Below are 13,044 nucleotides of genomic sequence, written 5' to 3' on the forward strand. Positions count from 1 at the left end.
AGCGCAGAGCGCGCCATCCAACCCTTAAAAATAAAAAACGGTTCCGCATTCTGGATGCGAAACCTGGATTGTGAGGGGGAGCGCCTGAACTTACTTGATCGGGAGAGCGGGAATCAGCGAAAAGCCCGACCAGCGGCACGTAGCGAGACAACCTGCCCCACAGAGTCCGCACGTCAGGTCATGCCAGCGCCCGTGGCTGCAAGCATGCTGGCCGTCAGCATCGGCAGCAACGGAAATGTCGCACCGATATCAGAGAAATTACGGCAGGAAGCGCCACACAGGCCAGCACGCCGGGGCATGCGGTGCGCGGCGCTGGAAGGCCTGTCAGAAATTTTGTGATGCTTGCGCATGGTGCCGCATTTTCCCCATTGCTTGCGCCCGCCGCCGCAAACCGTTTATGGATGCGCGCGCCGGGTTCATGATGCAAAAACGAACAATCGGAAATGGTCGGGCCTACTCCAGAATATAACGCATGGGGTCAACCGGCACACCGTTAAGGCGCACCTCGTAGTGCAGGTGCGGCCCGGTGGTGCGGCCACTCATGCCCACATAGCCCACAATTTCGCCGCGCTTGACCCACTGGCCTTCCTGCACGGCGCAGCGCTGCATGTGCCCGTATTTGGTAACAATGCCGCTGCCGTGGTTGATTTCAACGCTGAAACCATACGCGCCATCACGCCCCGAAAGAGTCACCACGCCCTGGGCTGGAGCCATGATGGGCGTGCCGATGCGGTTGGTGATGTCCAGGCCCTTATGGAACTGCCCCCGCCCGCCAAACGGTGCGGAACGCCAGCCAAAACTGGAAGAAACAAAACCCACCACGGGCCAGATGGTCGGCATGGAAGAAAGGGCGTCGCGGTTTTCACGCAGTGCCAGCAGCAAGTCCTGCTGGCGCACTTCTTCAAGCCGCACGGATTCAGAGAGACGGGTAAGGAATTCAAGCATCTTGCGGGCGGCAAGTTCCTGCCGGTGCAAGGGCAGATAGGTACGCGAAAAATCCCCCGGCCTGTCGCCGATGGAACCGGCCTCCGTGGGATCTTTTTCCATATTCATCATGATGCGCAGCTTGGAGTCGAAGCTTTGCACCCGCTCCAGATCACGCCCCACAACAGAAATACGCTCAACCAGATTCACAAGCTGGCGGCGCTGTTCTTCAATGGTTTTGTCTGCATTGCGCAGGTCGTCGCCCAGATGCCGGGTTTCAAGCCAACTGCGCAGCAGCCAGACATTGCAGGCCACAAGGGCCAGCACCAGCACGCAGGCAATAAAGCCAAACCAGCCGCGCATGCGCAGGTTGCGGCTGCCGCTACGACCTTCAGTGAAGATGACTATGTGATATTTGCCGAACAGCATTGGGCTAACACTCTAGAGCCGGGATACGGCCCGTGTCAATCCGCACCGCCGTCACGCTCTTCTGCGTCCGGCAGGGGCTGCTCATCGCCCAAGGCCGCAGCCGCGCTGTTCTTTTCAAGCTGCCAGCGGGTCAGACCATTAAAAATGCACCGCCGCGAATCCTTGGATACCCCATACAGGTGTTCCAGCGTTTCCCCCATGGAACTGCGGGCGGTATTGCCAGCCGAGGGGCAGGCATTGGCCCAGATGGGCAGTTCCCACTGTTTGGCAGCCTTGAGGATAAACTTTTTTTCCACCAGCAGCAGCGGGCGTATCAGTTGCAGGCCGCCGCCAAAAAACGACTCATTCATGCTCATGCCGTCCACACGCCCATTGCGGCTCAGATTCATGAAGAACGTCTGCACCAGATCGTCCGCATTGTGCCCAAGCGCGAGGTGGGTCACGCCATACTGGGCGCACAGCTCAAACAGGCGCTTGCGCCGCAGCCAGGAACAGCGGAAACAGGCCGACCTGCGCAGATTCTTTTCTGAATGCGCGTCCGGGCCGTAGGTTGTCATTTCAATATGACCGGGTATGCCTCGCTTGGCCAGCCAGGGCAAAAGAGCCGCGTGGCTCCGCTCGTCAAAACCGGGGTTGAGGTGGATCGCCATGATTTCAAAGTGAAAAGGTACGATTCCCTGGCGAATTTTAAGACTTTGCAGCAACACAAAACTGTCCACGCCGCCAGAAACGGCAACAGCAACCCGACATCCAGGCCACAGCATGCCTGTTTTCTGCATGGCCTTGCCCGCGCTTTTAACACAGGTTTCCTGCGCGAATGATCTTTTTTCTCTACTCATAATTTTTCCCGTAACTGTGTTGCCAGCAAACCCGTCAAATTTCGGGATGCCTGTTGTTCCGCGCTGGCAGCCGTTTCAGCAGACCTATTGACAGCACAGCGGACGACATATATCAATTCTTATTTCAGCAGGGGAATCCTGCGCCAAGGCGTATGCACACGCCCGGCCTTTACAAATGGTCGGGCGGTATTATTTATCAACCGGGTTGCCCGTGGCGGCCCGGAATGCGGCGTTTAAGCCGCGTACTTACGGAGGCAGCATGGCCCGTATTACCGTGGAAGATTGTCAGCAGCGCGTGGACAACCGTTTTCTGCTGGTGCAGATGGCTATCAAGCGTGTGCATCAGTACCGCGAAGGCTATGAACCGCTGGTAGAATCCCGCAACAAAGAGGCCGTGACCGCTCTGCGCGAAATTGCCGCCGGAAAGGTTCTGCCTGATGACGACAGTCTTTACAACCCCCTGCCCGGCCATAACGCGGCCGCCGCAGAGGAGTAGCCTTTTGGGGACAAATTGTCCGCGCGGCGGCTTCCCCAGGGGAGCCGCCGCGTTTATGTACAACCTTTAGCACAGGCGCACAAGCCGCACAGTGACCGGAACTACGATGGAGCTCGATTACTACGAAGTGCTGGGCGTAAGCCGCAGCGCCGAAGATGACGAAATTAAACGGGCCTACCGTAAGCTGGCCTTGAAGTATCACCCTGACCACAACCCCGACAATGCCGAGGCCGAACAAAAGTTCAAGGAAGCCGCCGAAGCGTATGATGTGCTGCGTGACCCTGAAAAACGCGCGCGCTATGACCGTTTTGGACGCGCTGGCGTTCAGGGCGGAGCGGGTGGTTTTGGCAGCAACGATGATATTTTTGCGCATTTCAGCGATATCTTCGGCGATCTTTTTGGCTTTTCTACCGCTACGCGCGGCCCCAGGCCCATGGCCGGGGCTGATCTGCGCTACAATCTGACCATCACCTTTGCCCAGGCCGCCAAGGGCGACGAGATCAGCATCTCCCTGCCCAAGCACGTTACCTGCTCCGAATGCAACGGTAGCGGCGCGGCACCCGGCAGCAAGGCCGAGACATGCCGCCAGTGCGGCGGCAGCGGTCAGGTGCGCCGCTCGCAAGGATTTTTCCAGATATCCATGCCCTGCCCCTCCTGTCAGGGTTCGGGCCGGGTCATCACCAAGCCCTGCCCCAAGTGCAAGGGCGAAGGCATCACCACAGACACCCGTGAACTTGTGGTGCGCGTGCCTGCCGGTGTGGACAGCGGCACCCGTCTGCGCGTGCGCGGCGAGGGTGAACCCGGCGTCCACGGCGGCCCGGCTGGCGACCTCTATGTTGTGCTCACCGTTGAGCAGGACAAGCGCTGGCAGCGTCAGGGACAAGACCTCATTTACTCCCTTGAGATCAGCTTTGTGCAGGCGGCTCTGGGCCATCGGGCAGAAGTCCCCGGCATTGACGGCAACCTGCCGCTGGAAATTCCCAAGGGCATTCAGAGCGGCACCCTGCTGCGAATTTCTGGAGAGGGCATGCCCTACCCCGGACGCCGTTCGCGCGGCGATCTGCTGGTAGAGGTGAAAGTGCTTACGCCTACCCGTCTTTCTGCCAAGCAGGAAGAACTGCTGCGCGAGTTTGAGGCAGCGGCGGAAAAGAGCCCGCTGGAAAAGGTCAAAAAGGCCGCAAAAAAAATCAGCAAGGCCATGGGCATCGACTAAACATTCCTCTCAGTATCATGAGCGTAAAAAAGCCGGGTTTGCACCCGGCTTTTTGCGTTTTTGGCGAATAGTTCGAGCCTTCAGGCGGCTGTTCCCCAGCCGGAAACAATAATGCCCATACCCACCAAGGCCACCGCACCGCCCAAGATATCTGTACTGGCCAGCGGCACGCCGTCAACCAAGCGCAACCACAAGAGAGCCGTAACCACATACACGCAACCATAGGCGGCATAGACCCTGCCGCTGGCTGCGGGGTGCAGGGTCAGCAACCATGCAAATACCGCAAGACTCAGGCAGGCGGGCACAAGCAGCCAGGCAGAGCCGCCCTTGCGCAACCACAACCAGGGCAGATAGCACCCTGTTATCTCCGCCAGAGCCGTTGCCACAAAAAGCGCGAACGTCTTGATCATCAATGTATCTTTCCTGTTGTGGTAGCGCAGCGGAATGCACCGCAGTGTGATTTTGAGTACGTTGTTTCATGCCAATATTCCGGCAATCACCATACGTCTGGCAAGTACCGTCTGCGAGGCAAAATAGCAAATGCCTGTGATCGATGTTTGCATAACAGCGCAACGGTCAACACTGCCCTACACGCTCATGCACGGCGGAAGATTTTGGAGAGGAGGGGACAGCTATTGCTTTGACGGGAAAAATATTTTGGCCCGGCGGCATCTGTGGCATGCCGCCGGGCCAACATTGTCCTGTTTACCGCTCCGCCAGGCGAGGAGAGAACGGCAAGGACGCAGAGGCAGGCAAAACTGTTCCGTTAAGGGGTACGGATTCGCAGAAGGGGTCTGCGGATTTTGCCGAGGGTTGCCATCTGTAATTTTTACAGCCAGTTATGAGGCCGATTTAGTAACATGCACAAAGCAAACAGGCCCTTTTCTCGACTGTTTGTGCGCTCAATCTAGCACTAAGCCGATCAGCATGCAAGTTATTTATTTCACCACCGCTGCTTTTTCCACAAACAATTTCATCACAACAGCGCAACATCAAACTCTTTAACTACAAAATGTTACAAATTATTTTCTTTGGCAGCAGGCAAAGCCTGTGAACAAATCCCTCCTGTCGGGGTTGCCACACGAAAAAACCCGGCTGTTTCACAACAGCCGGGTCAACGTGGCATAAAAAAGCGATGTGTTATTCCGTGGGTGCGGCCTTGACGCAGCAAGATTCCTGAGGGGTGGCACCATCTGCAGGGGTAGTTTCTGCATCCTGTGCTTCTTCCACTGGTTTGAGCGAGTGCAGGTTCACCTGCTGCAGTCCTTCGCCGCACTGCGGCACCTGCAACCCCACGCGGGCCTCATAATTGATGACAATGGGGCCTGTGAGATTGAGCGCGGCCTGCTCGGGCGCGCCCGCAGGGATGGAAACCGTCACCAGCACGGCTGCCTGCTCAAGGCTCTCAATATGGAGCAACTGCCTTTCGGCATCTCCTACCTGGGGTGCGTAGGATTTGTCAAAAAAACTGTATGGATCGGCCACCAGCAGGCCAACTACCGGGGTATTCACGCTCTGCAAAATAAGCAAAGGCGCTTCAGGACGGATCTGAAGCAGGATAAAATCCCGCTCGTTTTCAAACCCGGCCAGCCCACGGGGAAAATGCACAACCTTATCCGTATCGATGCAACGGCGTCCAAGACGGGTGTCGATTTCTATTTCTTTGTTTCGTGCCATAGTTCAGCAGCCACCATGAGGTCGTTATTACTGGTTTCAAGGGCGCGCCGGTTTTCTTCAACAACCCGCTTGTACACTTCTTCGCGGTATATCGTGGTGTCATCGGGTACTTCCAGGCCCAGTTTGACCTGTTTACCCTGCATGCCCAGGATAGTTATGCGTATATTCTCGCCCAGATATAGGCTTTCTCCTGGGCGTCTTGTCAATATGAGCATAGGTGCTTCCGTTAATTATATCGTTGCATGAACCGCTCCCTGGCAGCACTTGCGTCTACCCGGCAGCAAGCGGCAAAGTCCGCTGCTACTTGGCATTAGAGATAACTGGCCAGGTTCATCTGCATTATCTTTGAAGAAGACTGAAGCACTGTCTGATACGTTAACTGTTGCCGGGTCAGCTTTGTCAGCAACTCGGTCAGGTCTATATCTTCAGTATAGCTCAATCTGTCCTGCTGGTCTAGCTTCTGAAAACTGAGAACATCGCTGGCAGTCGACACCCGATTTTCAAGACCGCCAATGCGGGCTGTCTGGGTGAGCACATTTTGCTGCACCGTGGCAATTTTTGCGAGTGTCTGCTGGCAACCTTCCTGATTGTTATTCTCGCAATAGCTGATGAAGTCGCCCACCATGTCAAACAGGTTTGTCGAACCCGACAGGGCTGGCTTGCCTTCGTAGTATCCACCAAAGATATCCTTGCCCACGTTGTTTACCGAAATATACGAATCCTTCATTATTTCCAGATTCAGGTCGGCTCGGTCTGGGTGTACAAGAAACTGTGTGCCTGCGTTTACGGTGTAGCCAGTGACGCTTCCTGCGTCCAAATCCATATATCCGCTTGGCATGAGCAGTCGAAGCTTGTTTGAACCATCAGTGGTGGCAGTTGCCGCAATCCAGGTTGATCCGCTGTCGGTGCTGTACGAATAGTTGACCGTATTGCCAGACGTGGAAAGGTCGGCGTTGTTGTCCATGCGCAACAACACGTTGCCACCAAACGCGCCAGCGGCAGAAGTGAGAAGGCCTGACGGCCCGCCCATGGTAGTGATTTTCGGCGGGGGATCATTGTCGTCACCCTGATAGACAGCCGTAGGACGGATGTACACCAGCGTACCGTTTTTTGATCCTGCCCCAGCGCTTGTATCGGCTGCGGTAACAGCCAAATCCTTCTGCATGGTAACGGTTACACCGTTGGCAGTCAGCGTTCTGCCAACCGTAGTGCCCGTGCCCCATGTGGTGCCGCCATCGTTGGACCAGCGAAAAGTCTGCGCCCCGCCATCAAGCGTCCCGGTGCTGGTAAACTGGATCATCATGGATTTACTGGACGCGCCCTGGATCGTATAGTCCCCGGCCTGAATGGCCGTATCCCAGTTGGTGTCGGCACTGGTCAGGGCCAGCCCTTCCTCAAAGGCGTTGTGGTCATAGCGCTGACCGGCAAAAATGCTGTTGCCCTCATACTGCGTGTTGGAAAGATTGAGCATCTCGCCAAAAATCTGCCGGGCCTGATCCGCGATCTGTTTACGGTTCTCCGCCGAATAGGTGCCGGTAGAGGCTTGTTCAGCCAACGCTTTAAGGTTTGTCAGAGAGTTGCTCAACTGCGTGCCAAGCACGTTGTCGGCCAATGACAACCAGCCCTTGGCCGTATCTACATTGCTCTGGTACTGGGTGGTGGCGCTGATGTCATTGCGGGTCACCAGCACGCGGTATGTGCCAGCAGGATCATCCGATGGCCTGTTGATCTTTTTTTGCGAAGAGCCTTGCTCGTTGCTTTCCATGTAGGCGGCCAGACTTTTCTGCATCTGGCTCGTCATTTTGTCGTACATGGTATTTTGCGTAACGCGTATAGCCATGTCGGGCTCCTATTGCTTAAGCCCAAGAAGGGTTTGCAGCATCTGGTCGGCGGTGGTTATCAATTTTGCCGCTGCCGTGTAGGAGTGCTGGTATTTGATCAGGTTGGCCATTTCTTCGTCAAGGTTGACGCCAGAAGCAGAACTGACCTGCTCGGAAAGGTCGCTGGTGAGGGCCGAGTGATATTCCGAATTTGTTTTGGCAAGGCGGGTATCAGCGCCCACGGTCGTAACCAGGCTGGCATAGTACTGGCCGATGGTCTGGTTGGTGGTGGTCTTCCACGCGGTTGAAATGCTCACGTTGGTGCTGGCCAGTTTGCCAATGGCCGTGGCCGTGGCGTTGTCACCCTTATTTATCTGCTGCTGGCCGTTGACCTGCCCGGCGGCAATGTAGTTCTCATTGTCGTGCAGCTGTTTGCTTGTGGCTATGTTGCTGGCAGTGGTGCCGGTAAAAAACGTATTCACGCCAAGGGCGGCCATCATGCCCGTGCTGTCGGTGCCCAGCGCGAATTGCAGGTTGCTGCCCGCTGCAGTGTTGAGTACAAGCTTGCCGTCCTGGATGTTGGCCGTAAGCTCGCCAGGAAACGAAGAATTGATGGCGGAAACGACATCATTCAGCGAGTGCTTGCTGGGATCGAAGTTCGGCGTCCCGGGGGTAATGGCGCTGAAGTCAAGCTGGCCCGACGAAACATAGTCGCCCGTAGTTTTGTCGTAAAAGTAGAAATTGACGTTGCCAGGCTGGAGCCTGCTGGACTCCGGCAACACGGCCTGAGCCGATCCCAGAGGTACAGTTGTGTTGGAAACGCCCTGTTGCCCCTGTATAAAATCAAACTGAGAGGTACCAGCACCCTGGCTGTGAATGCGGTTCACTTCCCAGATAAGCGACTTGGCGGTGGCGTCCAGTTCATCCATATACCGGCCGCAGTTGTCGTCTCGAATATTGAAGTAGGTGGTCAGCTTGCCGCCAGACACACGACCGGCGGTGTCCGTTCCGTCAAAGCCCACCTGGGGCGTCACGTTTTGCGGGCCGCGTGAGGGCTCAATCCAGTAAAGCCCGGTCTTGGGCACGATGTCGAACTTGTCGCCAACGGTAAAATTGCTGGTGGAATCGAAGGATATCTTCAGATTCTTCACCTGAACGGGATCGGTGGATGTGCCCGTGGCGCTTATTTCAAAGTGCTGTTCATTGCCGTCCTCATCACGCAGCCAGGTTTTGCCGCCGTCCAGCGAGACGCGGAACGTGGGATTGCCTGCAGTGCCCGCAGGGCCGGCATTGCCCCCGGAAACAATATCCACCGTATATTCGTGGCTGTCGGAGCCGTCATACTGGATACTGCCAGTATACGTCGAACCGTTGGAAAGTCGGCTTTCCGCGCGCGGTTCAAGAATCGCTAAATCATTGGTGTTGACACCCTGCACCAGGGGTTGCCCGGTAGTGAGCGCCACCGTAAAGTTACCGCCCCCAGAGTCTACGGTCTTCACATCGACATAAGTTGCCATTTCGCGCACCAGCTGGTCGCGCTGGTCAAGCAGATCATTGGGATTGCTTACGCCATCGACGGTCGTGGCATTGATCTGCTTGTTAAGGGAAGCAATGCTCTTGGCAAGCTCATTGACGCGGCTTACCCCCTGATTGATGGAAACATCCATCTGGCTTTGCAGCGCCTTGACCGATGTGGCTGTATTGCCGAGCATGTCGCAAAGGTTGTCGGCATACGAAAGCAGATCTTCGCGCGAGGCGGTATCGCCAGGGCGCTGCGCAAGCTTCTGCCATGCCGTAAAAAACGCGTTCATGGAAGAACTTATGCCAGCCCGGTTGGATTCGTTGAAAAGACTTTCCAACGTCCCCATGATGTTTTCCTGCTCGTCCCAGCGGGCAGAATTGGTGGACTGTCGCACGTAGGAGCTTTCAAGAAATGAGTTGAAATACCGCAATACCTGCTGCGCATTAACCCCCAACCCTTCGCCGCCAGGCTTGGCAACAAGGGTGCCCGCGTCGCGCTGATCCACATAGCGTCGGGTGTAGCCTTCGGTATCGGCATTGGCGATATTGCTGCCAGTGACCGAAATCCAGGCTTGCGCGGCATTGAGGGCAGTCCTGCCCACATTCATAAGACCGCTGAGCATGACTACAGCCTCCCGGAGATCAACGCGGCCTGCGTCTGCCGTTGGGCGCTCATGCCCCCACGGCGGCCATAGGTTTCCGCCTTGGGCGGCATGGCCTGACTTGTGAGCGCCTGAAGCGCGCGGCTGCTCTGATCAAGCAGAGCCAGAGAAAGGTTGGTGTTGCGCGAGGCCTGGCGAGCAACAGACTGCTCGCTCGTATCGATCCGTTGCAGGATTTCCCTCAGGGCGGCGCCCATGTCGTCCGGCAGCGCAGCGGCGTATTCCATGGCCCGCATGCCTCCCAGACCTCTGATGACAGAAGTTTTTTCCACGGCCAGCTGACGGATCAGCTCCTGTATGGAGAACTCAAGAGACACCACGGCATCAGTATCGCGATCGAGAAGGCACGTGTATTCTTCTTCAAGAAGGTCGCGCAGCAGGCAAAGGGCCTTGTCCTGACGCGAAAGCGATTCGTAAATGGCGTTGTGCATGTGAACCTCCCGAGGGCCATTGATTTTAGCCGTAGTCAGGATATTGCCTGACAGAAAAAGGCAAAAACTGCCGCCCCGGCACAATTAAAGCAAAATTCGTGCCTGAAAATCCTTCCGTGGCAGGCTTCCAGAGCGGTTAAAGGGGAGATTGATCAGGGGAAGCTGCCAAGCGCTGCAGAAGCGTGCGGCATCGTCAGTTCTGCCCCCCCCGCCAGAGCAATTTCGCAATAAGTACCAGCTAGGGTTTGCCGTACACGTCCGTGGCTGTCAGCGGCGGAATACCCGAGGCTGCCGCCCCCTTGGCAACTCCGCCCTGGCCGCCCTGACGCACAAATATCTGCCCGCCTGTCAGCGGCACCGGGCTGGTCACGCCTTGAGCAGATGCGGGCGAAGCCACCGGGGCAACGCCGGGGCCCACAGGCTGATTGGGAGCCTGAACGCCGGGGCTTGCGGGCTGGCTTGCTGCCAGAGCTGCGGGCTGACCAGCTGGCCCCATGGGCAGGGTGCTTACCTGCGCTGCCGGCTGCGCACCCTGAGCCGAACCTTGCGGCTGCATGCCTGCGCCCTGAGCCTGCTGGGCATGATAGGCGGCAATACCGGCACCCGCATTACTGTTGGGGCCTGAGCCGTCAACATTGAGCGTACGGATCAATCCCTGCTTGCCCCCGCGCCCTGACGGCGGGATGTTGGTGGTATAGCGAACTTTTTGCGGCTGCGGAGGCTGCATGGGCTGGCCATTTGGCCCCATAGCATTCTGCCCTGGCATCTGCTGCTGACGCATGGACGGTTGCGTTGTCTGCTGCCCGTTGGAAGCCGCATCCATATTCTGAGCGTCAAATACATTTCCCGTAAGCGGAGGAATACCCATGCTGGACATATCCATCTGCATGCCGCCCTGATCCCAGTTCTGCCCGTCCGCCTGCGCGGACCTGCTCTGCGGCTGGGCAAGGCCCAGCATCTGCTGCATGGGCGGGCGCACGGCATTGGGCCCCAGCTTGCTGCCCGCTTCAAACTGCGCCTTGCGGGCCAGATTGAGGCCGGAATTCATATTGCCGACAACGTTGGTGGTGCGCACAACCCTGTGCCGCTCCGGCTGGGCCGAGGCCTGCATTGCCTGCTCGGCAAGACGCGCTGCTTCTTCAGGATCCTGTCCTCCGGCCGCAGCCTGGGCTCCTGTCAGCGTACGTGCCGCGGCGGAACCGTTTTCCGCATGTCCGGCGTCCTGCATGGGGGCAACACCGCCGTACACGGATGCAGCAGTGCCGGATGTTCTGGACTTGTCCTTCGCAGCGTCCCTGCCGCTATCGTTGTGCGGGCTATCCGCATCGAGCGTTGCCGCAAGCATGGGCGCTGCCGTTGGCGTAAAGGGCCGCTGAACGGCGGAGGCATCCGTTGCCGTGGCGCGGCTTGCGGATGTGAGACTGCGCGAAAGCTGGGCGTACATCATGTCGGCCAGACCTATGCCGCCTGCCGATGTCATTTTTTTGGCCAGTTCCTGATCGTACATACCCTGCCAGAACTGCTCTTCCTTGCCGTGCAACAAGGTGGACTTGGGCAGGGTTTTGCGCATTTCTTCCCACATTTTCTGGATAAAGATGGACTCGAAGCCCTCGCAGGATTCGCGCAGCTTCTTTTCCTTTTGCGCAGGGTCAATATTTTTCCCGCCCAGATTGCCAATGCCCGCCAGGCGCGACTGAACTTCCTTGCGGGCGACTTCGCCCGCGCTGGCATCAGGAGGAATGAGAGCGGTTGACATGGGCGTGGTCATTTAAATTACCTCCAGATCCGCGTGCAAGGAACCCGATGCCTGCATTGTCCGTAAAATGGATATGAGGTCGCGGGGGGTTGCGCCAATGGCATTGAGGCCGTCCACCAGTTCCTGAAGAGTCGCGCCTTCCACCATCATAAGATGGCGGTTTTCTTCGCGCACGTTGGTTTCCGTCTGCGGCGTCACCACAGTCTGGCCTTGCGAAAAGGGGCCGGGCTGCGAAACCTGTTCGCTTTCCTGCACAGTGATTTGCAGGTTGCCGTGGGCCACGGCAGCGCGGGAGATACGCACATCACGCCCAAGCACAACCGTGCCGGTCTTTTCGTCCACCACCACCTTGGCGGAGGTGTCGGGGCTGACATCCAGATTTTCCACCGAGGCCATGAGCGGCACGAGGTTGTTGCGATACTGGGGCGGCACATCCATGGTCACGCTGGTGGCGTCCACAGCGCGGGCATAGCGCCCGCCCATGGCCCCATTGAGGCGTTCCGCAATCTGCTGCGCTGTGGAAAAATCTCCCACGCGCAGATTGAGCGTGAGTTTGTCCTGCTGGTTGAACTCAAAGGGAATGCCCCGCTCCACAATACCGCCGCCGGGGATGATGCCCACGGTGGCGATGTTCTTTGTGGTGCTGGCGGCCTTGCCCGAGGCCGAGAAACCGCCCACGGTCAATGCGCCCTGTGCCAGGGTGTATATCTTGCCGTCCACGCCCTTGAGGGCCGTTTGCAGCAGCACGCCCCCCATGAGGGAGGTAGCGTCGCCCACGGAGGACACCGTCACATCCAGCCTGGTGCCGGGTTTGGCCGACACCGGCATGCGCGCCGTTACCATGACCGAGGCCACGTTTTTGATTTTAAGTGCGGATGCGTCCACGCCAACGCCCATTCTGTCCATCATGTTTTTCATGGAACTGAGCGTGAAGACGGAGTCCTTCTTGTCGCCGGTTCCAGCCAGACCAACCACCAGCCCGTAACCGATGAGCTGGTTGTCGCGCACGCCAGAAAACGTGGCTATGTCCTTGATGCGCACGGCTTGCGCAGGCAAGGCCCAGCACACAAGCAGGGCGGCGGTGGTAATCCAGAAGGCCGGATGGCGCAGTATTGTCAATTTCATGGCGCAGACTCCTTGCCGGAATACCGGCACACAGGGAATTGCAGAAACCATGCCGAACATGCTGACGCACTGCTGACCCAAGCGGGCGGCCGGATCCTGCGCCACAGCCAATACCTTCCCACCCCGTACCCTGCCGTGAAGCAGTTTTCCG

The 13,044-nt window shown here is 57.6% G+C and carries 13 protein-coding genes; 2 read left to right on the forward strand and 11 right to left on the reverse strand.

What is annotated here, in order from left to right; genetic code table 11:
- Positions 1–173: 173 nt before the first annotated feature.
- The 3 genes from QZ383_RS03615 to QZ383_RS03625 all read right to left on the reverse strand — a co-directional run bounded on the left by QZ383_RS03615 (position 174) and on the right by QZ383_RS03625 (position 2,192).
- Positions 174–350, reverse strand: coding sequence for a hypothetical protein (locus tag QZ383_RS03615; RefSeq protein WP_291443118.1), 177 nt, complete (start codon positions 348–350; stop codon positions 174–176).
- Positions 351–453: 103 nt separating this feature from the next.
- Complete coding sequence (locus QZ383_RS03620; protein ID WP_291443120.1) at positions 454–1,353, reverse strand: M23 family metallopeptidase; 900 nt, start codon at positions 1,351–1,353, stop codon at positions 454–456.
- 35 nt (positions 1,354–1,388) lie between these two features.
- A complete protein-coding gene (locus tag QZ383_RS03625) occupies positions 1,389–2,192 on the reverse strand; it encodes a tRNA 2-thiocytidine biosynthesis TtcA family protein (RefSeq protein ID WP_291443122.1) in 804 nt (267 codons plus the stop codon).
- Positions 2,193–2,451: 259 nt separating this feature from the next.
- On the opposite strand from QZ383_RS03625, the gene rpoZ reads away from it, so the two are divergent.
- The gene (gene rpoZ / locus QZ383_RS03630) at positions 2,452–2,688 is read left to right on the forward strand and encodes a DNA-directed RNA polymerase subunit omega (RefSeq protein WP_022657721.1); all 237 of its coding nucleotides are present in this window, start codon (positions 2,452–2,454) and stop codon (positions 2,686–2,688) included.
- Between the two features lie 106 nt (positions 2,689–2,794).
- Entirely contained in the window at positions 2,795–3,901 is a 1,107-nt protein-coding gene (dnaJ, locus tag QZ383_RS03635) for a molecular chaperone DnaJ (RefSeq protein WP_291443125.1), read from the forward strand.
- 80 nt (positions 3,902–3,981) lie between these two features.
- Here dnaJ and QZ383_RS03640 read toward each other — a convergent pair whose 3' ends face one another.
- The 8 genes from QZ383_RS03640 to QZ383_RS03675 all read right to left on the reverse strand — a co-directional run bounded on the left by QZ383_RS03640 (position 3,982) and on the right by QZ383_RS03675 (position 12,893).
- Complete coding sequence (locus tag QZ383_RS03640) at positions 3,982–4,311, reverse strand: YnfA family protein (protein ID WP_291443127.1); 330 nt, start codon at positions 4,309–4,311, stop codon at positions 3,982–3,984.
- A 730-nt stretch (positions 4,312–5,041) separates the two neighbouring features.
- On the reverse strand, positions 5,042–5,578 hold the full coding sequence (gene fliW / locus QZ383_RS03645) for a flagellar assembly protein FliW (protein WP_291443129.1): 537 nt from the start codon (positions 5,576–5,578) through the stop codon (positions 5,042–5,044).
- Positions 5,557–5,793, reverse strand: coding sequence for a carbon storage regulator CsrA (gene csrA, locus QZ383_RS03650; protein WP_022657715.1), 237 nt, complete (start codon positions 5,791–5,793; stop codon positions 5,557–5,559). Before csrA ends, fliW begins: the two co-directional genes overlap by 22 nt.
- 95 nt (positions 5,794–5,888) lie before the next feature.
- The gene (gene flgL / locus QZ383_RS03655; protein ID WP_291443131.1) at positions 5,889–7,418 is read right to left on the reverse strand and encodes a flagellar hook-associated protein FlgL; all 1,530 of its coding nucleotides are present in this window, start codon (positions 7,416–7,418) and stop codon (positions 5,889–5,891) included.
- Between the two features lie 9 nt (positions 7,419–7,427).
- On the reverse strand, positions 7,428–9,542 hold the full coding sequence (gene flgK, locus QZ383_RS03660) for a flagellar hook-associated protein FlgK (RefSeq protein ID WP_291443134.1): 2,115 nt from the start codon (positions 9,540–9,542) through the stop codon (positions 7,428–7,430).
- Between the two features lie 2 nt (positions 9,543–9,544).
- Positions 9,545–10,012, reverse strand: a complete 468-nt coding sequence (locus tag QZ383_RS03665; protein WP_291443136.1) for a flagellar protein FlgN — start codon at positions 10,010–10,012, stop codon at positions 9,545–9,547.
- A gap of 238 nt (positions 10,013–10,250) precedes the next feature.
- The gene (locus QZ383_RS03670; RefSeq protein ID WP_291443138.1) at positions 10,251–11,780 is read right to left on the reverse strand and encodes a rod-binding protein; all 1,530 of its coding nucleotides are present in this window, start codon (positions 11,778–11,780) and stop codon (positions 10,251–10,253) included.
- Positions 11,781–12,893, reverse strand: coding sequence for a flagellar basal body P-ring protein FlgI (locus QZ383_RS03675; protein WP_291443140.1), 1,113 nt, complete (start codon positions 12,891–12,893; stop codon positions 11,781–11,783).
- Positions 12,894–13,044: the final 151 nt, after the last annotated feature.

Source organism: Desulfovibrio sp. (assembly GCF_019422935.1).
Classification (GTDB): Bacteria; Desulfobacterota; Desulfovibrionia; order Desulfovibrionales; family Desulfovibrionaceae; genus Desulfovibrio.

Bases quoted from the DNA above. Each gene is read 5' to 3' on its own strand.
- rpoZ (WP_022657721.1), top strand. From the start codon at position 2,452: ATGGCCCGTATTACCGTGGAAGATTGTCAGCAGCGCGTGGACAACCGT.
- flgK (WP_291443134.1), bottom strand. From the start codon at position 9,542: ATGCTCAGCGGTCTTATGAATGTGGGCAGGACTGCCCTCAATGCCGCG.
- QZ383_RS03625 (WP_291443122.1), bottom strand. From the start codon at position 2,192: ATGAGTAGAGAAAAAAGATCATTCGCGCAGGAAACCTGTGTTAAAAGC.
- QZ383_RS03670 (WP_291443138.1), bottom strand. From the start codon at position 11,780: ATGACCACGCCCATGTCAACCGCTCTCATTCCTCCTGATGCCAGCGCG.
- QZ383_RS03665 (WP_291443136.1), bottom strand. From the start codon at position 10,012: ATGCACAACGCCATTTACGAATCGCTTTCGCGTCAGGACAAGGCCCTT.
- flgL (WP_291443131.1), bottom strand. From the start codon at position 7,418: ATGGCTATACGCGTTACGCAAAATACCATGTACGACAAAATGACGAGC.
- fliW (WP_291443129.1), bottom strand. From the start codon at position 5,578: ATGGCACGAAACAAAGAAATAGAAATCGACACCCGTCTTGGACGCCGT.
- QZ383_RS03620 (WP_291443120.1), bottom strand. From the start codon at position 1,353: ATGCTGTTCGGCAAATATCACATAGTCATCTTCACTGAAGGTCGTAGC.
- QZ383_RS03640 (WP_291443127.1), bottom strand. From the start codon at position 4,311: ATGATCAAGACGTTCGCGCTTTTTGTGGCAACGGCTCTGGCGGAGATA.
- QZ383_RS03675 (WP_291443140.1), bottom strand. From the start codon at position 12,893: ATGAAATTGACAATACTGCGCCATCCGGCCTTCTGGATTACCACCGCC.
- QZ383_RS03615 (WP_291443118.1), bottom strand. From the start codon at position 350: ATGCGCAAGCATCACAAAATTTCTGACAGGCCTTCCAGCGCCGCGCAC.
- dnaJ (WP_291443125.1), top strand. From the start codon at position 2,795: ATGGAGCTCGATTACTACGAAGTGCTGGGCGTAAGCCGCAGCGCCGAA.
- csrA (WP_022657715.1), bottom strand. From the start codon at position 5,793: ATGCTCATATTGACAAGACGCCCAGGAGAAAGCCTATATCTGGGCGAG.